This window comes from Vibrio splendidus, assembly GCF_001557875.1.
In the GTDB taxonomy this organism is placed as follows: Bacteria; Pseudomonadota; Gammaproteobacteria; order Enterobacterales; family Vibrionaceae; genus Vibrio; species Vibrio splendidus_F.
The window spans coordinates 316,828-341,555 of record NZ_LNRF01000002.1 but is presented as its reverse complement, the minus strand read 5'-3'; the positions used below and the strand labels follow the sequence as shown (position 1 = coordinate 341,555).

Here is a 24,728-nt window from a genome sequence, read left to right as displayed (position 1 = left end):
AAACATGAAAAAGTTAATGATCGGTTCAATCGTCATATCGACATTGCAATTTAGCCTTATCGCCTATGCGGAAGAAGGCATCAATGTCTATTGCGACACTGCATTCAGTGAATATCAACATAGTGTTAGAGTTGATGATGTCGTGGGTATAGCTCAACACAGACAGGGCTTTTTACAAATTGAGCAGCAGTCCAATAGCAGTGAGCTAAAACAAGCATTAGCAGCTCAATCTAATCTAAGTACAAACCAATCCGGTTGTAAGACTTGGATCAGTAATCAAGAGCGTCAAGGGTTATTGGCACGTCTTCATTTTGGTTTTGACCAACACAACTTAACGCCGATGGGCAGCAAAGCATTGAGTCAGTTAGCAGGTGAGTTAAAGACTAACGGTAGTTCAATTACGGTGGATGGGCACACTGACAGCACAGGCGGAGAAGGCTATAACCAAGCGCTAGGCCTGCAGAGAGCGCTGACTACGTCGGATGGCTTAATCGCGGATGGTGTCGAGAAAAACCGTCTTGTTATTCGTTCATTTGGTGAAAGTGAACCTATCGCGTCTAACGCAACGCCGGAGGGTAGAGCGAAGAATCGACGCTCAGAAATTTGGGCTTCTTCGAACGATGCTGCTGAATAAGAAAATTAGGATGTAGGGTTTGGTTGTTGCTTAGTGCTTGGTTGTTGCTGAGTGGTAGGTAATAACCGCCCTAGAACACCGCTCTTGGGATTTTTGTTACAACGTATACTAATGAATATTCGATTAAGTTTAACTGTCTGATACTAAAGAAATATTAATGCTTTTTGATAAGTTCTCTTCTGAAGGGATGCAAAGAAATATCGATGTCGATACATGGGTATCTATATTGGATAACATACGAGACATAATGGATGCGTCTAATGCAGGCATCATTATGATCTCTGATTTGAGTTGCTCTGGTTCTGAGAGTGTGTGGAGCTCCTCAAACATATCGTGCAATCAACATAAGAGCAAAATTAGCTGCTTTTGTGAGTATGTACATAATGAAAATCGCACGGTCTATTTGAGTGGTTATGCTGGTGGCGAATCCGCCTTTGCAACAGGAATGGATGCCTATAAGTCTTTTTGCGGTGTTCCTGTTAGGGATATTGATGAAGAAGTGTTTGCGGTGCTCTTGGTTTTTGATTTAAGCCCAACAACTTATACCGAAAGCCAAGTTAACTTGATTGAGAACATTTCAACTCTGTTGCGTTCTGAAATCCTGTTAAAAGAAGAGAGCAGGATTTTATACAAAAACAGTCATTTTGATATCATGACTACGCTGCTTAATCGAAGGGGCTTTTTCCATGAATTCAACAAAGCAAACATTAGCGATGGAGAGATTGTTTGTTTGTATTTTGATTTGGATAACCTGAAATACATCAATGATACTTATGGTCACTTCAAAGGTGATGATTACATATCAGGCTTTGCGTCATGCATCAAAAATAATTCAAAGTACAACACTATATCGGCGAGAGTTGGCGGTGATGAATTCATTGTCGTCATACACTCAGAAGAGCCGGGTTTTGCTCGTGAGTTGGTCAAAAAAATTCACGCTGAATTCCATGATTTCATTAAGAGCTTTCGTTGTGATGATGAAGTTTCACTCGGATTTTCATATGGTTGTGGTATCGCTGACTCTCGGAGCTTCAATATCATTAATCTAATAAAACTGTCCGATGAAAACATGTACCTCAATAAGAAAAACAAGATTTAGATGTTTGTGACAGACGTAAAAAAGCCCACTAGTGTGGGCTTAGATGTAGATGTAGATGTAGATGTAGATGTAGATGTAGCTGCTGACCGACTAGCCACGAATGATCATTTGTTCACGCTCTGGGCCTACTGATACCATCACGATTGGCACACCCATCAGCTCTTCAATACGAGTCACGTAATCTTGTGCTGCTTGAGGAAGGCTCTCAAACGTGCGGCAACCTGTGATGTCTTCATCCCAGCCAGCCATATCTTCATATACAGGCTTTAGTTCAGCAGTCTGTGGCCAAATCGGGTTTTCAGTGTGCTCACCAGAGTAAGCCGTACAGATCTTAAGTTCAGACAAACCAGATAGGCAATCGATTTTAGTCAGTGCGATTTCCGTTGCAGCTTGCAGATCAACACCGTTGCGAGTTGCTACTGCATCAAAGTAACCCATATCACGAGGGCGGCCCGTAGTTGCACCATATTCGTTAGAGCTTTCGCGGAAGCTGTCTTGCTCTTCCATTGCAGTTACTAGCGTGCCAGTACCAACAGACGAGCTGAACGATTTAGCAACGGCAATAACACGCTCAGGGCGAAGGGCAGGTAAACCGCTACCAATGCCTGCATAAGCTGCAGTTACATTCGAAGACGTCGTCCAAGGGTATTCACCGTAGACAAGGTCGCGACCTGCGCCTAACTGAGCTTCGAATAATAGGTTTGCGTCTTGCGATTGCAATGCTTTTAGCGGCTCAGTTACGTTGCAGATGAACGGGCGCCACGCTTTAGTCACTTCAAGTAGCCACTCAGTCATTTCAGAAGCGTTCTGAGAGAAGTCACATTGAGGATATAGCGCTTTAAGCTGAGGCATCTTCCAATCAAGTAAGAATTGAATGCGCTGCTCTAAAATCTCAGGCTGATTCAGCCAACCTACAAGAATGCCTTTTTTCATTACGCGATCGCCGTACGCTGGCGCAATACCTTGACGTGTTGAACCGTAAGCGCCATCGCCTAAACGTTCTTCTTCAAGTGTATCTTCTAGAGCGTGTAAAGGCAGACACAGTGTCGCGCGGTCTGAAATCGCCATTTTAACTTTGATGCCAGCCGCTTGTACTTCTGCAATTTCTTCAGTTAGCGCAGCTGGGCTGATCACCATGCCAGGGCCAAGAACCGCTGTACAATCAGGATTAAAAATACCACTAGGAAGTTGGTGCAGTTTGAATGTACCGAAGTCATTGACCACAGTATGACCTGCATTGTTTCCGCCTTGAAAACGAATGCTAGCAGAAGCTTTGTCTGCTAAAAAATCAACGATACGGCCTTTGCCTTCGTCGCCCCAGTTTGCGCCTACAACAACAATAGATGGCATAATTTTTCTCCTGACTGATTGAGAAATCATGTTAGGCCTACAAGGTGGATAAGAGAAATTAATTATCTTTATTATCTTGATAAGGATTCCATATGTATTTAAAGTCTTAATCTACAAACGAGATTCCCTATCATGTTCGTTCCTCACTGTAGGGAATGACGGGATGGGACATACTTTGTAGTTGGAAGTAACACGTAAGAGAGGACATGATGCTTGATATCCATTTGTTGAAGACGTTTGTGACGCTTGCGGAGTACAAGCATTTTGGGAAAGCGGCTAATGCGCTTCATATGACACAGCCCAATGTGAGTTTGCACTTGAAACAATTAGAACAACAAACACGCATAAAGTTGATAGAGAGAAGCCCTTTTCGATTGACTCAAGCGGGTGAACGGCTATTGGAAACAAGCCAAAGAACGCTGCTCGAACTGCAGATTTGTCAGGCTGATCTCAATGCCATTAACGACCTTAAAGTAGGGACATTAACCATTGCTGTGAGCGACATCATTTCTAGATTCTTGCTAATTCGCCCGTTCCAGAAGTTCAAAGCGCAGTATCCCGGTATTGACCTTACGCTCTTGAATACCACGTCATCTCAGGCATCGAGTTTAGTTAAAAATGCTCAAGCGGATATTGGTTTTGTTATCGCCAAAGAACAGCACAACGAGTCACTCTATTTCACTAAGCTGCAAGAGCTTTCTTGGTGTGCGCTTGGCGATGGGTTTGATATCCAAGATTCTGATGCAGAGCTTAGTTTGATTTTACTAGGCCATGATACGAGAACGCGTGACTTCATTGATGAAGGTTTACCAAGCCTTAATCTACCTAATTATAGGGTGATGGAAGTAGGGAGTGTCGATGCTCAAATCGACTGGGCAGAAGCCGGTTTTGGTGTGGCTATTGTCCCGGAGTTCGCGGTATCAACCAAGCAGCATCTGAATTCAAAAGTGACACCATTGACCAACTTCTCGAGCACCAGCCTCGGTTATATTGTTAGGCAGAACCAGGTGTTGTCGAAAGCCACTAAGCAGTTGTTGGGGTGGGTGAATGATGAGATCACTTCATTGCAAAACAAATAAATACCATCATTGAGTTTGTTTCAATTAGCCCACCTCGCGTGGGCTTTTTTACGCCAAAAAAACGTCATTTCTAACCCTCTGCTCAATAATAGTTCAAAGTGTTTTAATTCAAAGTCTTACATAGCAAGGCGCTCAGGTCTTCACACTCCGTCAAATAGCTGTCTCTCACTTTTATCATTCAACTAATGTACATGTAATAAATTTGTGTTATTGATAAATTTAACTTTAGTCGGCTGTTTCATTTGCTGTTTAAATGCAATTGAGAACGTCATAGCTAGTGGACTTAGAAGCCACAGTTTTAGACGCTCATTATCGATATAAAAACCATAACAATAATCAGGTCGCGCAAGTTGGATATCCATTCTTTGATGCGATTTATTTAGATACTCATAGTTAATTTAGTAAAGACGAGCCACGTATATGAACATAAAGAAAAAGCTCTACTCGTTGGGGATGTTCTCCATCTTCGGCATGATTTCACTGCTGTTTACCACATCACAATTTGCAGACACCACCGCTCAAATGAGCGAAGCCAAACAAATAACCAAAGAACTTGAAGTGCGCTTGCTCAACCTTCGCCGTAACGAGAAAGATTTCTTGCTGCGTAGCGATATGAAATACCTCGACAAGTTCGACGTAAACTACAACAAATTCTTAGCGTCTGAATCTGAGCTAGATACAGTGCTCAGTGATTTAGGCTTAGCCAACAGCACACACCTACGTGAAGACATCGAAACCTACCACACAAGCTTTGTTAACTTAGTAAAAGCGAGTGAAGTGTATGGATTAGCACGCGACAAAGGCATGCTAGGCGAGTTTCATGTTTTACTCGATAACATCAGCGCGACAGCCAGTGCTGAACAAAAAATTGAGCTTTACCTGTTCAATGACTTAATTGAGAAGGGGGAGTTTGACCCGAGTGTTCTTTTTATAACTTCGAATATGAGTAGTTCAGCTGCTTTGATCGACGCGGCTCGCCAAGTGGTTGAGCAGAAGCGAGTGATTGGCTTGAAGCACACTGAAGGTCTACTTGGGCAAGCTCGTTCGGGTTCTCATGCTATCGAAACTCAATTTAAAGAGTTCTCAGCGGTGTTAGACCAAGAAACCCAACGAGAGATGGACAAGCTATCTCTGATCAACAACATCCTATGTATTACATTATTAGTGTCGATCATTCTGTTCAGTTGGTTAATCGTCCGTTCAATCATTGGCAAAATTGAGTCACTGCTTTCGGTTATCCGTAATATCGTTGATTCAAACGACGTGTCTATTCGTTCTCACCTAGATGGCAAAGACGAACTCAGTACTTTAGGCCAATACTTCAACCAATTACTTGATCAGTTGGAAGGCTTAATCGCGGCGTCTCAATCTAAGTCACTGCAACTGACACAAAGCACATCGAACATGCATGACGAGCTAGAGTCAGTAATCAAACAGTTTGAAGTGCAGGCTAACCATACCTCAACCATGACAACCTCAGTTCAAGAGATGGTACTCACCATTGGTGAAATTTCTGAAAGCACATCGGTTGCTGCAGAAGGTGTACATCAAGCGAAAGTGAATGCCGATAAAGGACGTGAAGTGGTAGTTGAAACCATCAGCAACATCACCCAGTTGTCTGAACGCCTTTCAAGCAGCCAAGATTCGATCAGTTCACTGAACCATCATGTTGATCAAATCGGCGATGCAGTAAACATCATCCAAGGCATTGCAGAACAAACCAACTTGCTGGCACTGAACGCAGCGATTGAGGCGGCACGTGCGGGTGAACAAGGTCGTGGCTTTGCGGTGGTTGCAGATGAAGTTCGAGCGCTGGCAAGCAGAACGCACCAATCAACGACTGAAATTACCAGTGTAGTAACGGCAATTCAGAGCCAAATGAATGCTTCGATGACAGAAATTGGTGAGTGTAATCAACAAGGCCAACTAACGCTAAAAGATTCAGAAGAACTTGATGCAAGCCTACAGCTCATCCTAAGCGATATGGAAAGCATTCAAGGTAACTCTGAACGTATTGCTTCTGCAATTGAAGAGCAGGGCGCAGTGATGACGCAAGTGAGTGATTCAATCACAGAACTTAATACCATTTCTAACGATAACAACGTGTCAGCGCAGCACTGCTTGGTAGAAGTCGATAAAGTCGCAGAGCAAGCAAGTGACATGGACAAAGCAGTCGCGCAGTTTAAGACATCTTAGAACCAACCTAGTTGCATTAAAGAAGTGCAGCCAAACAACTCAAGCGAAGGCGCGGATTATCTGCGCCTTTTTTGTGCCTAATGGATAGGCAAGTTCATGAACCGATAGAAATAAGAATAAGGCATTCCAAAATAGACTTAAGTATCTGTGAAATATAACTAAAATAATGACAGACTATCGACTAAACGAACGAATTGGCCCGTTTCTGACAATCGGTTAAATCTATAGGAAGAGGAACAACATGCACTACGACGTATTTAATGGAGATGCAGATGGCATAATCGCGTTGTTACAACTGCGATTAAGTGAGCCGAGAGAGAGCGTGCTCATTACTGGTGTAAAGCGTGATATTAAGTTGGTATCTCAAGTTGTTACTCAAATTACGGAGCCGGGCAAACAAGGTGACGTATCATCCGTTACCGTTTTAGATGTGTCGATGGAGAAAAACCTACCTGCATTGCACTCACTGCTAGACGCCAACATCAATGTATTTTATTGCGATCACCACCGAACAGGGGATGTCCCAACTTCTAAGCATTTAGATACTTTGATTGATACCGCGCCGGAGAGTTGCACGAGCTTGCTGATCAACCAGAAGCTGAATGGTACGTATGTGGCTTGGGCAATCGCGGCTGCCTTTGGAGATAATCTAAAAACTGTGGCCACGCGGCTTGCGGATGAAAATGGATTCGATGAATCTCAAACAGAGTTTTTAGAAGAGCTAGGTACCTTGGTTAACTACAACGGTTACGGCTCGTCACTCAGTGATTTGCATTTCACGCCAGCTGAACTCTACCAAATCCTTTCTCAATACCCGAATCCGTTTGATCTTTTGGATGATAAAGACTCTGTGTTTTATCGACTACGAGCTGCTTATCAAAATGATCACCAGCAGTTATCAAACCTTGCTCCTGTTTATGAAAGTGAAGTCGCACGTGTGTTTGAACTACCAGGTGAGACTTGGGCAAGGCGCATCAGTGGCGTATTTGGTAATGAAATCGTTAATCAAGACCCAAACCGAGCGCAAGCTGTATTAACGGAAAACCAAGATGGCGAGTCTTACACGGTGAGTTTACGGGCACCATTATCAAACAGAACGGGCGCGGACGAAATTTGCTCAAGCTTTGTAACTGGCGGAGGAAGAAAAGCAGCGGCTGGAATTAATCAACTTAATGAACTTGATAAGGTGAATTTTATTTCACTATTGGATGCATATTATTCATCTGGTGCTGAGGGTTAACTGAAAGATTTCCGGCGTATAGATTCAAAATCCCACAAATTCTTACTCTTATATTCCGTTATACGTGTGTATCGCTAACACATGTGTGATGACTATATCCAGGCTATTTTGGTGATATCACTCGCAACGGCATCTGGTCTGAGGTCAGTAATTACGGTATGTTTGGGGGTGATTTTTGCCGATTTAAAGTTCGTTTTTTCCTATTGGTGATTTTTTATATTTTTGGTTAATTATCTTAGTGAATTAAGGTTGATTAAATATTTCCATGGTCAATGTATTCGATCGAAAACAACAGATTTTAGAATTTCAGTTTGAATGAAAAGTCAAAATCATATTGATTCTGATATTCAATCTGTGACTTAAAATCACAAGTTAAATCAAAGGTCATCTTTTCCTATAAATTCCATTACTTCTCTATAAATATTCATGATTACAATGAATTGGTTCGGTTGTGATTGGCACAGCTGTTAAGTAAGGAAGTGGGACTAATGTTGAAACGTAAAGCTCTACAATTAGCAGTATCGGTCGGCATGGCGGCTATGTCTGGCGCTGTTTATGCGAATGGTTCAGATATGACGAATCCAGACTCTGGCGTCGTGGTTGGCTATTGGCATAACTGGTGTGACGGTGGCGGCTACCAAGGTGGTAATGCGCCATGTGTGACACTGGATGAAGTAAACCCAATGTACAACATCGTGAATGTGTCATTCATGAAAGTGTACGATGTGGCAGATGGTCGAATCCCAACTTTTAAACTGGACCCAACCATTGGGCTTTCAGAAGAACAATTTATTGACCAAATCTCTGAACTCAACAAGCAAGGTCGTTCTGTACTGATAGCGCTGGGTGGTGCTGATGCACACGTAGAGCTTGAAACTGGTGATGAAAGAGCGTTTGCTGATGAGATAATCCGTCTTACTGAGCGTTACGGTTTCGATGGTCTAGATATCGATCTTGAACAAGCAGCCGTAACCGCAGCAAACAATCAAACCGTGATTCCTGATGCGCTTAAGCTAGTGAAAGACCACTACCGCGCACAAGGTAAAAACTTCCTTATTACCATGGCGCCGGAGTTTCCTTATCTGACGACTGGCGGCAAGTACGTTCCTTATATCGATAATCTAGAAGGTTATTACGACTGGATTAACCCACAGTTCTACAACCAAGGTGGTGATGGCATCTGGGTTGACGGTGTGGGCTGGATTGCTCAAAACAACGATGCGTTAAAAGAAGAGTTCATCTACTACATCTCTGATTCACTTATCAACGGAACGCGTGGCTTCCACAAGATCCCACATGACAAGCTCGTGTTTGGTATTCCTTCAAGTATCGATGCCGCAGCAACGGGTTTTGTGCAAGAGCCACAAGATTTATACGACGCATTTGATAGCCTAACGGCGCAAGGCCAACCGCTACGTGGTGTGATGACTTGGTCTATCAACTGGGACATGGGTACTAACAAAGCTGGTCAACAATACAACGAGCAGTTTATTAAAGACTACGGCCCGTTTGTCCATGGTCAAGTGACGCCACCACCGGTTGAAGGTGAGCCAGTAATGAAAGGTGTTGAGAATACGCGTGTTCTTCACGGAACGGTTTTCGACCCAATAGAAGGCGTAACAGCAACAGATAAAGAAGATGGCGACTTAACATCATCAATTGATGTTGAAGGTTACGTTGAAACCAGTGTTATTGGCACTTACGTACTCACTTACCGTGTGAAAGACAGCGATAACAACGAAACCACTAAAGCGAGAACAGTAGAGGTTTATAGCCAGAAGCCTGTATTTAATGGCGTGTCTGACACAACTGTTGTGTTGGGAACTGCGTTTGATGCTATGGCGGGTGTGGCTGCCAATGATGCTGAAGATGGTGACCTAACAAGCTCAATTACACACACTGGTAGTGTCGATGTGAATGAAATTGGTAACTACACATTGGTATACAGTGTAACCGACAGTGCAAATCAAACTGTAACCGCTGAGCGTAAAGTGTCAGTGACTGATGGTTCTAACTGTGCAGCGGCATGGGATGCCGATACCGTTTATGTTGAAGGTGACCAAGTATCGCATGATGGAGCAACGTGGGTTGCAGGTTGGTATACTCGTGGCGAAGAGCCGGGAACGACAGGTGAGTGGGGTGTTTGGAAAAAATCGTCAGACAGTTCATGTGGCGGCAACCCTGATCCAGGTGGTGATTTAGAGCTAAGTGTATCTGGTCTTCAGTCGGAATACATTCTAGATAATGGCAACGTACGTTTACAGTTCACACTAGCGTCAAACGAAGCGCTTGATGTAACCGCAACGGTGATCAATAGCGTGGGTGCTGTGGTTGAACAGACTAACGTGAGTCTAACTGATAGCCGCACGATTACTATGGACCTGAGTGATGTTGCAGAAGGTCAGTACCAGCTTGAAGTGGTTGGTACTGCGACAGACGGTGAAATGGTGATGGTCGATAATTCATTCGCTATCAAAGAAGAGGGCGGTACAACGCCACCTCCAGGTGACTACCCTCCGTACGAAGCAGGAACGAACTATGAAGCGGGCGACATCGTGGTAGGCACTGACAATGGTTTATACGAATGTAAGCCGTGGCCATACACAGGTTGGTGTGCAAGCGCGTCTTATGCTCCAGGTGACAGCCAGTACTGGCAGGACGCTTGGACAAAGCTTTAGTCTTATAGCTTAACGTTAGCAAAATATAAAGTAGACGATCAAAGAGAGGCCATTGTGCCTCTCTTTTTTATTTGGGGAATTTGAAATCTATAAAGCAACCTAAAAAGGTGTGAGCTTCGCTATAAATTTAACCAACTTTACCGAAGTTGAACGTGACTCTCACGGTAAATGATCTATGAACGATTAAAGTAACGTGCGGTGCAAATACTATAAATAGTTACTGTAACAATCTCTGTAACATCACGTGTGCTACAGGGTTTTTATATGTGATGACAAATGTCTCTTAACTTAATTGTATGATTGCCGGTCAATTTATGGCTTTGGTAAATAAATTAATTTCGATGTTAACTCTTTTTTATGGGTTGTGGTGGTATTAAACCCCTCATAAGTGTCTTTTCTTATGGTTGTTTGGAATTAAACTCTGTGAGGTGTGCTGAATTTGGATGGGATGGGTCTTTTGAGTTTTAATTGTAACCGGTTACAATTACTGTGGCTTTAATCACGGTGTGGTTTAAATGTCTTCGTTAACATGATTCCAAGATCATTTAAAACGTTAGGTCCTGAAATGTACGCTACGAATACACGTGTCTGGGAAAGTCCAGAAATTACTTCTTTCAATCGACTACGAGCACACACGCCACTATCTAGTTGGCGTAGTGAATCTTGTGCTCAGGCTGGAGGTATAAGCTCATCGGTTATGAGCCTAGATGGAGAATGGGATTTTGCACTATTTCCGTCTCCTGATTCTGTTCCTGAAAACTGGACGGCTGATGAACAGCTTCCGAGTCAGAAAATTACAGTTCCAGGTAACTGGCAGTTACAGGGGCATGATTTCCCAATTTATACCAATGTGAAATACCCATTTCCGTGCAACCCTCCATTTGTTCCAGAAGAGAACCCAACAGGTTGTTACCAGACGACTTTTGAATTGCCTGAAAGTTGGGAGCAAGAGTCACAAACGCGAGTCGTTTTTGATGGTGTAAATAGTGCATTTTACGTTTGGTGTAATGGTGAGTTTGTTGGTTACTCTCAAGATAGTCGTCTTGCTGCAGAGTTTGACCTTAGTCCATATCTAGCCGAAGGCAATAACACATTATCCGTCAAAGTCCTGCGGTGGTGTGATGGCAGTTACATGGAAGGTCAGGACATGTGGTGGATGAGTGGTATTTTCCGCTCTGTTCGTCTACTTAATAAACCAGCTCGCCACATTAAAGATGTAAAAGTGACACCAGACCTTGATGCAGCCTATAGAGATGGTGAGCTGAAAATTAATGTCGACACCATGAATGGTGAGGGTTTGTTGGTGAAAACCGCATTGTTTGATGATGAGGAAGAAATTGCGTCAAATGTTACGGAAGTCGGTACAGCGCCAGTCGATGAAAAAGGCGGATACAGCGAACGTTGTTTCGCGACGTTAAAGACAAACAATCCAAAGAAGTGGAGTGCTGAAGCTCCAAACCTTTACCGTCTGGTTGTGAGCTTAGTGACAAGTGAAGGTGATGTGGTTGAGTGTGAAGCCTACGATGTCGGTTTTCGAAAAATCGAAGTCATAGGGGGTCAGTTGTGCATCAATGGTCAAGCACTGATGATTCGTGGTGTAAACAAGCACGAGCACGATCCTACAACAGGTCATGCAGAAAGCCTTGAACGCGTAGAGCAAGATTTAAAGCTGATGAAACAGCATAATTTTAATGCTGTCCGCTGCTCTCATTACCCTAACCAGCCAGGCTTTTACAGCCTGTGTGACCGCTTAGGTCTATACGTTGTCGATGAAGCGAACATTGAAACTCACGGCATGACACCAATGGGACGAATTGCCGATGATCCTCAGTGGGCGAGTGCTTTCTTAGAGCGAATGACCCGCATGGTGGAGCGAGACTTTAATCACCCTTGTATCATTATTTGGTCGCTTGGTAATGAGTCTGGCTATGGTTCAAACCATAACGCAATGTATCAGTGGACCAAACGAGTCGATCCTTCTCGTGTTATTCAGTATGAGGGAGGCGGTTCGGACACAAGCGCAACCGATATTATCTGCCCTATGTATGCAAGAACCGACGCTGACCAAGAGCAAGGGCATACCAACGAACCTAAACTTTCATTAAAGAAATGGGTTGGTATTGGTGATGAAAACCGTCCAATCATTTTGTGTGAATACGCACATGCGATGGGCAATAGCCTTGGTGGATTTGCAGAGTATTGGGATGCATTTAGATCTCATCCTCGCCTGCAAGGTGGTTTTATTTGGGATTGGGTTGACCAAGGGCTTGATAAAACGAGCGAGGGTGGCGTTCATTACTGGGCATATGGCGGTGATTTCGGTGACGAAATTAACGACCGTCAGTTCTGTATAAATGGCTTAGTTTTCCCTGATCGAACGCCGCACCCTACGTTATTCGAAGCAAAACGGGCTCAGCAACCATTCAGTTTTGAACTTGTATCTTCAAAACCGCTTGTAATTAAAGTGACCAGTGAACATTTGTTTGTTGATACTGCTCACCACAGCTTAGATTGGACAGTTATTAATGATGAAGGATCTGTCATTAGAAGTGGTGAATTGAGTCTGAATCTACCAGCTCAACAGACGCAGCTGATTGAATTAGATTCTGAGTTTGGACTGCTTAACACAGAGGCTTATCTTAATGTTGCGATTCGACAGCAGCAAGATACTAACTGGGCTAATACTGGGCATATTGTTGCTGAACATCAGGCAACATTAGGTAAGAAACTTCAGCTTGAAGACGTTGAAAGCCAAACATTTGTACCAGCTAAATTTGAACAGGTTGATGGCGGGCTGCGTGTCACGGCAGCGGATAATCAATGGTATATCAATGCGACCACAGGTGAAGTGGAAAGTTGGAAAAAAGCGGACCGTGAACAACTGCTTTCTCCAATTCGCGATAACTTTTTTCGCGCACCACTTGATAACGATATTGGTGTGAGTGAAGTAGACCGTCAAGACCCAAATGCTTGGATGGTTCGTTGGCAAAACGCTGGATTGTTTAACTTAGAACACCGCTGTAAAGGTGTTGAGGTTAATGTTGTGATTGGAGAAGTACGTGTACGACATGCGTATTTTGCAGCCGATAAGTTGGTTTTAACATCCGTTTGGGATTACCGCTTTACGCAGCAGGGTGAGGCTCAAGTATCGGTATCTGTCGATGTTGATGATTCAATGCCACCAATGCCAAGAATCGGCGCTGAAATGCATTTGAGTGAGTGTCCTCAAAGTGTAGCTTGGCTAGGCCGAGGTCCACACGAAAACTATCCTGATCGTAAGGTCAGTGCAGACTTTGGCCGTTGGACTCAACCAATTGCGAGTATGCATACGCCATACATATTCCCGTCTGATAATGGATTACGTTGTGATACCCAACAACTTCAAATCGGTGACATTGAACTATTAGGTCACTTCTATTTCAGTGTTAGTCAGTACGGGCAGCAACAGCTCACTCAAGCAAAGCATACTTATGAATTGGAAAAGCAACCTGGATTGTTCGTTTACTTCGATGGTTTCCATATGGGGGTAGGCGGAGATGACTCTTGGACGCCAAGTGTTCGACCAGAATACCGTTTGCTACGCAACCAATACCAATGGAAATTCTCTTTAAAATAACAATTTGAGCTCGCCTCCATTGAGGGGTGGGCCACTCTCTGAACTCTCAATTATTTTAACTATAAAGGCTAAGGAGCCTTATATGTCTGAAGGTAGTATATCGATAAAAACAAAATTTTCTTACGGCCTTGGTGCACTGGGAAAAGATTTCGCTTGTTCCATTATTTACATTTTTCTTATGTTCTATTACACCGATGTGGTTGGTATTTCTGCCGCTTTCGTTGGTACGCTGTTTCTGGTCGCGCGATTTGTGGACGCAGTGACAGATCCTATGATGGGCATGATTGTCGATAACACTCGCACGCGCTTTGGTAAGTTTCGACCTTGGATTGTTATAGGTACACTCGTCAATTCTGTATTCTTATTGTTGGTATTTAACACCCACAATATCGAAGGGAATATGGTGTATGTATACGCAACGGTTACTTATATCTTATGGGGTGTAACTTACACAATCATGGACATTCCTTACTGGTCGATGATTCCTTCGATGTCTTCAAAGCGTGTTGAACGTGAAAAATTAGTGGTATGGCCTCGTCTGTTTGCTAGTTGTGCATGGACACTAATGGGTACGTACGGACTGTACTTAGTTGGTTTCTTTGGTGGTGAAGATAAGGGGGCTGGGTTTGTATACCTGAGCTTGGCAATTATCGCGGCATTCATAGCGAGCGCGTTGATTACGTTTTTTAACGTTAAAGAGCGCATTAAAGATAAGCGTGTATCTACAGACAAATTCACGTTCAAAGATGTAAAAGACATTATTGGCAAAAATGATCAATTGAAGTCACTAATTGGTGTAGTGCTAACGTTCAACATCGCTATTCAGTTGGTTGGCGGCTTTGCTATCTATTACTTTAGTTACGCAATTGGGCGTGAAGATTTGTTCCCAATGTTCGCTTTAGTATCTGGTATGGCTGAAATCGCTGGTGTGTTTTTGTTCCCCAAGCTTTGCAACTTAATCAACCGAAAGTTTATGTGGCTAGTAGCGTGTCTGTTCCCGCTGTTGTGTAGTTTAATTCTTGTTCTAACGGGTATTTTCGCCCCTGAAAACGGCGTCTTAGTAGGTATTGCTGGTGCAGCGCTCAAATTCGGCGGTGGTTTATCAAACGGCCTATCGACAGTGATGTTAGCTGACGTAGTCGATTATGGAGAATACAAAACAGGGCACCGCAGTGAAAGTATTATTTTCTCAATTCAAACCATGCTAGTTAAATTTGCGGGTGCGCTTTCAGGATTCTTTGTCGGCATTGGGTTAACCGCAGTGGGTTATGTTCCTAATATTGAGCAGAGTGAAGAAACTATATTAGGTCTAAGAGCGTTAATGGTTGGTATTCCTACATTATTAGTATTACTTAGCGCTTATATTTATCAAAAAACATATCGCCTGAATGGTGAATATCAAAATATGGTTTTAAAAGAGATTTCTTCTACATAATTATATCCAATAATAAAGGTTAACAATGAAATTAAATAATAAGGCATCTTATTTAATGTGCTCCGCGCTTGCTTTTTCTTCATCGACCATGGCTGGTTATATCGAGCTAGGTAATGAGTATGAGAACTGGGGTGACCAAGAGCAACGCTCGAATACCATGCCGTACATAGCTATGGAGTTTAATCCAATCGAAGATTCATCCATGTTTTTGTACGCTAACTTCAGCTACCGTCATATGATTGAGAGTGAAGAGCGCACTTGGAATGACCGTTCTCGACAGGATGTCGCGATTGGTTGGTCCGAGGGTTACAAAGACTTTTGGTGGGGACCTAAATTCCAAATTCGCAATGAAATGTATGCGAATGATACACGCCGCACTGAATATCGATTTTATAACAATATGGCGTATTATCTAGCAGAAGACCATGACTTAATCCTTGATGGCTTTATAGCCCCCGTTGGTGTTAGAAATCGCCCTCGTGGTGAAGACTGTGTCGGCGAAAATGGTTGTCAGGATGAAGCTAACAACGACCTAAGAACCAGCTATACAGATTATTATCACGAGATAGATTTTGGTGTTCGCTCTCGTTTAGCTTACGACAAAACATTGCAACTAACGTTATATAGTGAAGTTAGTAAGCAAAGTGAGTTCGAAGGGGATAACCGTGCTTGGGAAGAAGAAAAGCGCGTAGAGTGGCAAGTGCGTATGAACTATACACAAACATTCAATGACCTGACTGTAACGCCATTTGTGCGTTATACCTTCTACCGAAATGCAGAGAGTGTTGATTACGGTGATAAAGACGAACTGCGAATTCGAGTGGGCTTCTGGGGTGATTACAAAATAGATGATAAGTCTAAGTTTGTATTCGAAACCTATTACCAAACTGAAGACAAAGAAAACTTTGAGCAGGATTGGAACCAAAATCAATGGGAAGATGATTATTTCTTTGTGAAACTTGGATATCGCCGTTCTTTCTAATTAATTCTGAATATATCCTAAATCTATACGATTATTAAATTAATAATATCGAGATGTGAAATGAGAAAAATATTATTATCAATGGCAGTCGCATCAATACTGTCAATGCCGAGTTATGCCCAAACACTAGATGTGGAAATTGAAAATACCAAACAAACTATACACAGCTTTGGTGCTTCGGATGCTTGGTCTATTAACCCAACAATTAATAAGTGGCAGAAAAAAGGGGACGATGCAGCTATCGACCACCTCGCTGACTTATTGTTTTCTACTGACAAAGGCATTGGTTTAACAGCGTGGCGATTTAATATAGGTGCAGGTAGTACCGAGCAAGGTGATGGTAGCTTTATTCGTGATCCACTTCGCCGTGCGGAACTATTGGTACCTGAGCCGGGTGGCGCGATAGACACGACTAAGCAGCAAGGACAAATTCGTTTCATGCAAGAGGCTCATCAACGTGGTGTAGATAACTTTATCGCGTTTTCTAATAGCCCACCACATTACCTAACAAAAAACGGCTTAACACACCCAACAGCAGCGGATGACCTTGGCTCTACTAACCTTAAGCCTGAAAATGTGGATGCATTCTCCGACTTTTTGGTTGAAGTGTTGACCTATCTACGTAGTGAAGACGTAGGGATTCCGGTTAATTACATCAGTCCAATTAACGAGCCGACGTGGGAGTGGGAAGGGCAGACTCAAGAAGGCAACCGCTACAATATGCAAGAAGTCAAAGCGGTATACCGTAGCTTAGATAAAAAGCTGACCGAAGCGGGTATTCGTAGCGACATTCATATTGATGGCGGTGAAGTCGTCGAATTCACTGCAGCACTTCGAGATGCTTATAAGCGTAACTTTGATGGTTCATCTCAAACTAATGGCATGAACTCTCGTGGTGTTGGCTTGTACCGAAACTACATTGATGAACTGTTAGGGGATCCTGAAATTAGAGACATCATTGGTAACCAAATCTCGGTACATGGGTATTTTTCTGATGCTTGGCCAGACCGCCTAGGCAAACTGCGTGATATGACATACGGCAATTTGCAGGATGTGTCTCCAGGTGCAGAAATTTGGATGAGCGAAATGAGCATCTTGGGCGGTGGCGGTTATTCTCGTGACTTTGATGGTCACGGCTTTGAGGCTGATGATATGGATTATGCGCTACATGTGGGACGTATCATTCATCGAGATCTGACTCGTTTGAACGCATCAGCATGGCATTGGTGGTTAGGCTTGACACCATATGACTACAAAGATGGCATGGTGAAAATTGACCCATCGTTAGAAGCTAATACGGTAGAAGATTCGAAAATGATGTGGACTGTAGGTAACTTCAGTCGCTTTGTTCGCCCGGGTTATCAGCGTGTAGAGCTGAGTGGGGTAGACAATCTTGATGGCTTGATGGCATCGGCTTATGTCAGTCCAACACAAGACAAAGTGGTGATTGTTGCAGTTAATACGAGTGACAAGGTAGAGAATGTTTCTATAAACTTAGAAGGCGTTGCTAACTCTGCCACTTATACAACACATATTACCAATGCGCAGCATGATTTGGCGTTGGTTGAACTAGAAAAAGAACAAGACGATTACCTTGTGCCTCCGCGCTCAACGGTGACATTTGTTGGCTCGCTATAACGTAAAATTTAGCTAGTAATAACAAAGAACCCCCAGTCTGAATAAGGCTGGGGGTTCTTTTATAAAGAGAATGCGAGAGAGCCCAAAGCTAAGCTTGTATTCTGTGTCGATTCCCTAACAAATCATAGGTTACTTATTGGGTGGTGCAATGGAGTTGCGGTTCACCAGTGTAGGAAGGTAAAGGTTTCCAGTATGCTCGTGAGGAGATTTTTCTACCAACTGGATAGACAACTTTGCCGCTTGGCTCGCCATGATCTGCACTGGGTAACGAACGGTGGTCAGAGTTGGCTGTAAATAGCTGGCTATCATGGCATCATCAAACCCGATGACAGAGACATCTTCTGGTACACGCAGGTTGTTTTCTTTAAGCACTGAAATGGCACCTGCAGCCATTAAATCGTTGTATGTAGCAATCGCGGTAAACGGTTCATTCTTCGCTAACAAATTCCGCATGGCATCTGCGCCACCAAGCTCATTCGGTTCGCCGGACACCACCAAAGCCTCCGAGTAGGGTAGTTGATTTTTCTCTAGCTCTAAACGGTATCCTTGCTTCCTATCGACAGAGTCGTCGATATTGTGCGAAGACGCTAAGTAACCGATTCTCTGATGGCCAAAGCGAAGTAGGTGACTCAGTGCAAGGCTACTGCCTCGTATATTATCTAAAGCGACACAGCGTTCCGCTATCTCTGGGATATACCGGTTAATAATGATAAGGCCAGGGATCTGCTTCGAAAATTCAATCAGCTCTTGATCCGATAGGCCTTTGCTATGAATAACAAGGTGTTCGCACTGATTATTAATCAAAAGTTCGATGGCTTCCCTTTCATAGGTTTCATTGTGGTAGCCATGCGTAATCAAGATATGCTTTTTGTGTTCACGTGCGATTTCGTCAATGGCTTGAACCATCGCACCATAAAATGGGTTAGAAACGTCTGCTACTAACACACCAATGGAAGACGAAGTTTTATTTGCAAGAGCTCTTGCATTCGCATTTGGGCGATAATTCAATCTTTCCATCGCTTCGTGCACAGCTTTTGTTGCTGTTTCACTTGTATGAGGTAGTTTATTGATTACTCTCGATACGGTAGCGACGGATACTTTAGCTTCTTTCGCAACGTCTCTTATGTTAGCCATAATGTTCTTTATATTGAGTGTGTTGTAACAGTTTTCATCGTAGTGCTTCGGTTCCTTTAGAGGGGAGCGCCTTGTACTGTTTAAACTTTTCTGATGGTACGTATAGTAGCAATATACGAGGCTGAGTCCATATGTTTACTCTGTTGATTGATGCTTAGTTACTGTATGTGAATTTCTATATTTGATTTCGTGTTATCTTTATTGTTAGCTGATGCATTGTTCTTTGTTGATCTATGTGTTTAGACTAATTCGCTGCGTATCGACTTCTCTAGATTTTCACACACGTGATCAGCGCATTGCCGGATTGAGTATCCCAAGGTATCAGTTTGTCGTAATCGTGCTCGAATATATTAACCTCGAAGTAGGGCTTCAATATTTCGATTAATTCCTTAAACGAGAATGCCACCATCGGGTGTTCATCATTCCACACTTGAGTTTCACCCGCGGTCGTCTTTTCGATACTAAGCTTTAGCGCTTGCTTATCACCTTGACCAGAGTAATACCAACCAGAACGGAACGTGAAATCGTCTTTGTCTTGGTTTGTTGTGTGTCTAACAAATAGGTCGTTACTGATCTTGTCTTTATCCACCACGTTAAAACAGAAAATGCCTTCAGGTTTTAATGCGCGATGTACACTTTCAATACACTCTTTAAGTTTCTCTAGGCCATCGTTGTAATGGATGGAATACAAGAAACAAGTGATAAGATCGAGTGGTTCAGTGACCTCAAAGTTACTCATGTTTTGTACTGAGAACTGGGCTTCTGGGCAGCGAACTTCTGCGATGTCTAACATCGGCTTGTTAAGATCTAGGCCACCGCTTTGGTAACCAAAATCAATAAAATGACGAACGTGTGGGCCTGTGCCACAAGCTAAGTCGAGGTGTGTTTTTCCTTCATTTCCAAAGATTTGATGGAGTCTACGTACGCAGTTACTTTGCGCTTGGTAGTCAATATCTACACACATTAAATCATAGTAACCGGATAGGTCGGTATAGAGTGCGTTGGCGGACATGTTTGCCTGCAGCATAAGCTGAAAAATTAGGGTGGCGCATCATATACCGAAATGCAGAGAACGCAATCAAATATCGATCAATATAAGCGCTTTAATTGTTGGTGGTTATACTTTAATTGTGGACGGTGGAGTTCAATTCATGCAGTTAGTCGACTGACTTTACGTATATTTAAACTATCTCCAGATTATGAATGAGAGGAGGTCGCTATGATTACGAAAGTGCTTCATAGCACACCGTGTCGTCGTTAACTGAGACTTGGTTTTTCCCCCTTGTTTTCGCAAGATAAAGCGCCTCATCAGTCACGCGAATTAATGTGTTAATTGTGTTGGATGAGTGGCACTTGCACTGGTTGGTGACGCCAATACTCACGCTCGATGTAAATTGGTGGCGATTAAATCCAAAAAAGATATGTTGATTGAAGGTGTGGCAGATTCTTTCGCCAATGATTTTGGTATGCGCGGACTTCGCTTTTGGTATGAACACAATAAACTCCTCGCCACCCCATCGTCCTACTACCCCCCCTAACAATTCAACGTGAGTTTTAATGGTGTCTGCTAAGTGCTTAATGACCGTGTCACCGACTGTGTGCCCAAACCTATCGTTAATCGATTTGAAGTCATCAATATCAATCAACATACATGACATCACCATATGCTGATTAACCGGTTTTTTTAACCAATCGTAAATAGCACGTCGATTGAGTACCTGCGTTAAGTCATCATGCATAGCTCGGTGCAACAATTCTTTTTCTAACAAGACCTTGTCTGTGACTTCTTCGAGAATCACTTGAATGGCGTCTTCACCTTCCCAGTTAATCACGTTGTCATAGAGGTTGAAGTATTTATAGGAGCCATCGAAACACTGGTTGGATACCACGGAACTAAAGTTCGGTGTATGGCCGTCGAGAATATTGCCACAGCGTCTTATCGCAGCTTCGCGCTGATCTTCAGGTACAATGGATATGATTGAGTCCATAGCAAGCACTTGTTCTATAGATCCTGCACCTTGCTGCTCAACCCATGTTTGGTTGACCATTAAAGGCTTGAAGTTTCTATGGATCAAGATCCCTTGTTTTGATGTGCTGAGTAACTTGCGGTACATGCGATCGGTTTCGTTACGTTTGCGCTGAGCTTCGACTACGGATGTAATGTCGATGATAGTCACTTTGAGCGCGGGTTTGCCATTGAGTTCAATAATATGTGATAGGCAGAAGATAGAGATGTTGCGGTCATTGGCTGGAATATCTGTATACAACTTGCCTTTGTTGAGCTTACCTTTTATTGCTTCTAAGTAACGCTTTTTTGCTAGGTTTTGGTAACTATCAGGGACCAATGCATAAACAAATTCTACGTTCAGTAAAAGCTCTTCCCGGCTTCGGTAACCAAAGATTCGGGCGATCTCATTGTCGACATCAATAATTCGGTGATTTTGTAGAGTCATATGCCCTTGCGCGGAGTCGAAGTTCTGGCAGGGTGTTGTGGTGGTTAAATCTACTTGAATGCTCATATCGACCGGACTACTTATTCGTTAAACTGAAACAGCTGTTGCTCCCTCTGTATCGCTACAACAAAGGTGTTGTTGGCCGCTTTTTATGAAGAGACTCAATAATAAAAATATGCTATTTAGGTGGGCTCAGTATGGCATTTATAATTTAATGATTAATCAGTAATTTTACTGGTTCTAACCTAGCCTTTGAAAACATTGGTAATGAAGGGGAGAGTTGGTGAGTGATGAAAGCCGAATAAGTGAGTTAAACAAGGGATGTTGAGATCATGAAACTAGCAGCAAAAACGAGCGACTTTATGGAAAACGGGACAGGATTGAAAAGCAGCACATCGATAGAAATTAAGCTTGATGACTTATCGGGCGGGGAAGTCGTTGAGTTGCTTGAAGAGCACCTCGCTGATATGTATGCAACTTCGCCGGCCGAAAGCGTTCATGCATTGGATCTGGAAGGGCTGAAGTCGCCAGATATTACCTTTTTCAGCGCTTGGAAAGACAGCCAACTGCTTGGGTGTGTTGCCATTAAAGAGCTAAATACACAACACGCTGAACTCAAATCGATGAGAACCTCGCAGTTTGCTCGAAAGTCAGGCGTTGCCAGCCAACTCTTACAACACGTATTGGATACTGCAGCCATTCGCCAGTATCAAACAATCAGTTTAGAGACAGGTTCAGAAGACTACTTTAAGGCCGCACGTAACCTGTATGAAAAGTTTGGCTTTGGATACTGTGAACCATTTGCAGATTATATATTGGACCCGCACAGCCAGTTTATGAGTATTGAGTTGCGTTAAGAGATCCTTTGATAGCGACTTACTTCGCAGGTTTTTATTTTGGGCTGTTATCCCTGGTTTAATCTAAGTGGAATGTACTGTTTAAGGTGGTTGCTTTTAATTATTTCTGTAAATTTGGAATTATTTTTCGTCTATTGATTTTGGTGAGCGTCTTAGGGGTATGAATAGACAATAATGACCTAATTCGGAGTCAACCATGATTAAACTTGTTAGCTTTAAAAACTGCCCATTCGTTCAACGTGTAATGGGTGCTTTGGTAATGAAAAATGTCCCATTTGAAATTGAATACATTGAGCTAAATAATAAACCTCAATGGTTCCTAGATATTTCGCCAAACGGACAAGTGCCAGTATTGATTACAGAAAATGAAACGGTTCTTTTTGAGTCAGATGCAATTGTTGAATACCTAGATGATAAATATGCGCCGATAGAAGAAGTGTCTGCCGAGCAAAAAGCACTAGACCGTGCTTGGTCTTATCAGGCAAGCAAACATTACATGCCACAATGTGGAACAATGGGCAGTAAAGATAAAGAAACCTTTGAGACGCGTTTAGCGAATCTTCAAAAATCCTTCCAAAAGGCCGAGAATAAATTGGGTAGCAGTGACTTCTTTAAAGGCGATTACATCTCTAATGTCGACATCGCTTGGCTACCACTGTTGCACCGAGCGTCAGTAATTAAAGAAGGCTCTGGTTTTGATATGCTTGAAGGCTTCCCGAAAGTACAGAAGTGGCAAGCGGCGCTGATTGAATCTGGCTTGACCGATAAAACTGTTCCTGCGGACTTTATTGAGAAATTCAGTTGCTTCTATTTAACTAACAACTATCTGGCAGGCCTAGCAAAAGGGCGTTAATAATATAATCATAACGTGAAATATATTTTAATGGCATGCTGCACTTATTTGAGGCTAAAGCCGCTCTAACGTTGAGCGGTTTTTTTATGTCAAAAATAACGATTGGTCACGCTCTGAACGGAGTTGGCACAAAGCCTGAAATTAGTTGGTTTTCACAAGCTTATAAAAGGGAATTATGTCGACTATTTTGGTAGATTAAAGGTATTACAGACTTCCAGTGAGCAGCAATGAAGATTCTTCACACGTCCGATTGGCACCTTGGCCAAAACTTCTACAATAAAAGCCGTAAGAATGAACATGAACGGTTTTTACAATGGTTACTTGAGCAAGTTACAGAGCACGATATCGACGCGATCATTGTTGCTGGCGACATTTTCGATACCAGTACACCGCCGAGTTACGCTCGTGAGATGTATAACAAGTTTGTGGTCGATTCGAACAAGATTGGCTGCCAATTGGTGTTATTAGGTGGAAATCACGATTCAGTCTCTGTGCTTAAAGAGACACAACAGCTGCTCAAATACATGGGTGCGGACGTGATTCCTAATACCAATGAAGATCATGCGACTCAGGTTGTCGAACTAAAAGGCAAGAACGGCGATGTAGAAGCGCTGGTTTGTGCCATTCCTTTTATTCGCCCTCGTGATGTGTTGACCAGTCAGGCGGGTGTCACCGGCGTTGAGCGCCAAAAACAACTCGGCGATGCGATCAAACAGCATTATCAAAGTGTTTATGATGCGGCGGTTGCTAAACGTGCGACGTTTGAAAACAGCGAGCACATGCCGATCATCGCTACTGGTCATTTAACGGCGATGGGGGTTCAACAATCGGACTCGGTACGCGACATCTATGTCGGCAACCTTGATGGTTTCGCCGCTGATGGCTTCCCAGATGCCGATTATATTGCACTTGGTCATATCCACCGCCCACAAGTGGTGGCAAAGCGTGAATACATTCGTTATTCAGGCTCTCCAATCCCATTAAGCTTTGATGAACTTAAATCTCAAAAGCAGATATGTGTAGTTGAGTTTGTTGAAGGTGAGCGCACGATTTCTCAATTGCCAGTTCCAACGTTCCAACCCCTAGCCGAAATCAAAGGTGATCTGAGCGAAATCGAATCTCAGCTGAACCAATACATGGGTTTAGATAGCGAACAAAGCGTGTGGTTATCGATAGAAGTGCAAGCGCAAGATTACTTGTCGGATCTACAAGAGCGTATGCGCGCATTAACCGAAGGTTTGAATGTGGAAGTACTTCAATTACGCCGAGCAAGAGAGCGTCGTAATCAAGCATTAGAGCAAGAGTCAGCAGAAACCTTATCTGAACTGAGCCCGATGGACGTATTTAGCAAGCGTATTGCCTTAGAAGAGTTTGAAACGGATTCTGAAAAAGCGCGTTTAGAACGCATGACGGTGAAGTTTAAGCAAGTGATGGTTGAAGTGTCTGAGAGCGCTCAAGCGCCAAACAAAGTAGAAGAGTAACCA

The 24,728-nt window shown here is 43.1% G+C and carries 17 protein-coding genes; 13 read left to right on the top strand and 4 right to left on the bottom strand.

The window, feature by feature from the left end; translation table 11 throughout:
• Positions 1-4: 4 nt before the first annotated feature.
• Positions 5-634 carry an OmpA family protein gene (locus ATB74_RS09180; protein WP_061018095.1) on the top strand — a complete coding sequence of 210 codons (630 nt, stop codon included), beginning with the start codon at positions 5-7 and terminating at the stop codon, positions 632-634.
• Between the two features lie 157 nt (positions 635-791).
• On the top strand, positions 792-1,733 hold the full coding sequence (locus ATB74_RS09175) for a sensor domain-containing diguanylate cyclase (protein ID WP_060981938.1): 942 nt from the start codon (positions 792-794) through the stop codon (positions 1,731-1,733).
• Between the two features lie 90 nt (positions 1,734-1,823).
• Here the strand turns inward: ATB74_RS09175 and ATB74_RS09170 are convergent, their stop codons facing one another.
• On the bottom strand, positions 1,824-3,083 hold the full coding sequence (locus tag ATB74_RS09170) for an adenylosuccinate synthase (protein WP_061018093.1): 1,260 nt from the start codon (positions 3,081-3,083) through the stop codon (positions 1,824-1,826).
• 206 nt (positions 3,084-3,289) lie between these two features.
• On the opposite strand from ATB74_RS09170, the gene ATB74_RS09165 reads away from it, so the two are divergent.
• The 8 genes from ATB74_RS09165 to ATB74_RS09125 all read left to right on the top strand — a co-directional run bounded on the left by ATB74_RS09165 (position 3,290) and on the right by ATB74_RS09125 (position 17,947).
• Positions 3,290-4,162, top strand: a complete 873-nt coding sequence (locus tag ATB74_RS09165; RefSeq protein ID WP_061018091.1) for a LysR family transcriptional regulator — start codon at positions 3,290-3,292, stop codon at positions 4,160-4,162.
• 471 nt (positions 4,163-4,633) lie between these two features.
• Positions 4,634-6,358 (top strand): methyl-accepting chemotaxis protein, encoded by a 1,725-nt coding sequence (locus tag ATB74_RS09155; RefSeq protein ID WP_060982171.1) that lies wholly within the window; start codon positions 4,634-4,636, stop codon positions 6,356-6,358.
• Positions 6,359-6,599: 241 nt separating this feature from the next.
• A complete protein-coding gene (locus ATB74_RS09150; protein ID WP_061018089.1) occupies positions 6,600-7,598 on the top strand; it encodes a hypothetical protein in 999 nt (332 codons plus the stop codon).
• Positions 7,599-8,086: 488 nt separating this feature from the next.
• Positions 8,087-10,276, top strand: coding sequence for an immunoglobulin-like domain-containing protein (locus ATB74_RS09145; protein ID WP_061018087.1), 2,190 nt, complete (start codon positions 8,087-8,089; stop codon positions 10,274-10,276).
• A gap of 565 nt (positions 10,277-10,841) precedes the next feature.
• Positions 10,842-13,892: a beta-galactosidase gene (locus tag ATB74_RS09140; protein WP_061018083.1), complete on the top strand. Its 3,051-nt coding sequence runs from the start codon at positions 10,842-10,844 to the stop codon at positions 13,890-13,892.
• An 82-nt stretch (positions 13,893-13,974) separates the two neighbouring features.
• Positions 13,975-15,327, top strand: coding sequence for a melibiose:sodium transporter MelB (gene melB, locus ATB74_RS09135; RefSeq protein ID WP_060981945.1), 1,353 nt, complete (start codon positions 13,975-13,977; stop codon positions 15,325-15,327).
• A 25-nt stretch (positions 15,328-15,352) separates the two neighbouring features.
• Positions 15,353-16,309, top strand: a complete 957-nt coding sequence (locus ATB74_RS09130) for a hypothetical protein (RefSeq protein WP_155645078.1) — start codon at positions 15,353-15,355, stop codon at positions 16,307-16,309.
• 60 nt (positions 16,310-16,369) lie between these two features.
• Entirely contained in the window at positions 16,370-17,947 is a 1,578-nt protein-coding gene (locus tag ATB74_RS09125) for a glycoside hydrolase (RefSeq protein WP_244270918.1), read from the top strand.
• Positions 17,948-18,076: 129 nt separating this feature from the next.
• Here ATB74_RS09125 and ATB74_RS09120 read toward each other — a convergent pair whose 3' ends face one another.
• The 3 genes from ATB74_RS09120 to ATB74_RS09110 all read right to left on the bottom strand — a co-directional run bounded on the left by ATB74_RS09120 (position 18,077) and on the right by ATB74_RS09110 (position 21,600).
• Positions 18,077-19,081 (bottom strand): substrate-binding domain-containing protein, encoded by a 1,005-nt coding sequence (locus ATB74_RS09120; protein ID WP_060981948.1) that lies wholly within the window; start codon positions 19,079-19,081, stop codon positions 18,077-18,079.
• A gap of 268 nt (positions 19,082-19,349) precedes the next feature.
• Positions 19,350-20,093: a class I SAM-dependent DNA methyltransferase gene (locus ATB74_RS09115; protein ID WP_061018262.1), complete on the bottom strand. Its 744-nt coding sequence runs from the start codon at positions 20,091-20,093 to the stop codon at positions 19,350-19,352.
• A 211-nt stretch (positions 20,094-20,304) separates the two neighbouring features.
• Positions 20,305-21,600: a sensor domain-containing diguanylate cyclase gene (locus ATB74_RS09110; RefSeq protein WP_061018076.1), complete on the bottom strand. Its 1,296-nt coding sequence runs from the start codon at positions 21,598-21,600 to the stop codon at positions 20,305-20,307.
• A gap of 296 nt (positions 21,601-21,896) precedes the next feature.
• Here ATB74_RS09110 and ATB74_RS09105 point away from each other — a divergent pair, with 296 nt between their 5' ends.
• The 3 genes from ATB74_RS09105 (at position 21,897) to sbcD (ending at position 24,725) form a co-directional block, all read left to right on the top strand.
• On the top strand, positions 21,897-22,391 hold the full coding sequence (locus tag ATB74_RS09105) for a GNAT family N-acetyltransferase (RefSeq protein ID WP_155645136.1): 495 nt from the start codon (positions 21,897-21,899) through the stop codon (positions 22,389-22,391).
• 196 nt (positions 22,392-22,587) lie between these two features.
• Complete coding sequence (locus tag ATB74_RS09100) at positions 22,588-23,244, top strand: glutathione S-transferase family protein (RefSeq protein ID WP_061018073.1); 657 nt, start codon at positions 22,588-22,590, stop codon at positions 23,242-23,244.
• 227 nt (positions 23,245-23,471) lie between these two features.
• Complete coding sequence (gene sbcD, locus ATB74_RS09095) at positions 23,472-24,725, top strand: exonuclease subunit SbcD (RefSeq protein ID WP_061018070.1); 1,254 nt, start codon at positions 23,472-23,474, stop codon at positions 24,723-24,725.
• The last annotated feature ends 3 nt before the right edge of the window (positions 24,726-24,728 follow it).

Bases quoted from the DNA above. Each gene is read 5' to 3' on its own strand.
- ATB74_RS09180 (WP_061018095.1), top strand. From the start codon at position 5: ATGAAAAAGTTAATGATCGGTTCAATCGTCATATCGACATTGCAATTT.
- ATB74_RS09175 (WP_060981938.1), top strand. From the start codon at position 792: ATGCTTTTTGATAAGTTCTCTTCTGAAGGGATGCAAAGAAATATCGAT.
- ATB74_RS09170 (WP_061018093.1), bottom strand. From the start codon at position 3,083: ATGCCATCTATTGTTGTTGTAGGCGCAAACTGGGGCGACGAAGGCAAA.
- ATB74_RS09165 (WP_061018091.1), top strand. From the start codon at position 3,290: ATGATGCTTGATATCCATTTGTTGAAGACGTTTGTGACGCTTGCGGAG.
- ATB74_RS09155 (WP_060982171.1), top strand. From the start codon at position 4,634: ATGATTTCACTGCTGTTTACCACATCACAATTTGCAGACACCACCGCT.
- ATB74_RS09150 (WP_061018089.1), top strand. From the start codon at position 6,600: ATGCACTACGACGTATTTAATGGAGATGCAGATGGCATAATCGCGTTG.
- ATB74_RS09145 (WP_061018087.1), top strand. From the start codon at position 8,087: ATGTTGAAACGTAAAGCTCTACAATTAGCAGTATCGGTCGGCATGGCG.
- ATB74_RS09140 (WP_061018083.1), top strand. From the start codon at position 10,842: ATGTACGCTACGAATACACGTGTCTGGGAAAGTCCAGAAATTACTTCT.
- melB (WP_060981945.1), top strand. From the start codon at position 13,975: ATGTCTGAAGGTAGTATATCGATAAAAACAAAATTTTCTTACGGCCTT.
- ATB74_RS09130 (WP_155645078.1), top strand. From the start codon at position 15,353: ATGAAATTAAATAATAAGGCATCTTATTTAATGTGCTCCGCGCTTGCT.
- ATB74_RS09125 (WP_244270918.1), top strand. From the start codon at position 16,370: ATGAGAAAAATATTATTATCAATGGCAGTCGCATCAATACTGTCAATG.
- ATB74_RS09120 (WP_060981948.1), bottom strand. From the start codon at position 19,081: ATGGCTAACATAAGAGACGTTGCGAAAGAAGCTAAAGTATCCGTCGCT.
- ATB74_RS09115 (WP_061018262.1), bottom strand. From the start codon at position 20,093: ATGTCCGCCAACGCACTCTATACCGACCTATCCGGTTACTATGATTTA.
- ATB74_RS09110 (WP_061018076.1), bottom strand. From the start codon at position 21,600: ATGAGCATTCAAGTAGATTTAACCACCACAACACCCTGCCAGAACTTC.
- ATB74_RS09105 (WP_155645136.1), top strand. From the start codon at position 21,897: ATGGAAAACGGGACAGGATTGAAAAGCAGCACATCGATAGAAATTAAG.
- ATB74_RS09100 (WP_061018073.1), top strand. From the start codon at position 22,588: ATGATTAAACTTGTTAGCTTTAAAAACTGCCCATTCGTTCAACGTGTA.
- sbcD (WP_061018070.1), top strand. From the start codon at position 23,472: ATGAAGATTCTTCACACGTCCGATTGGCACCTTGGCCAAAACTTCTAC.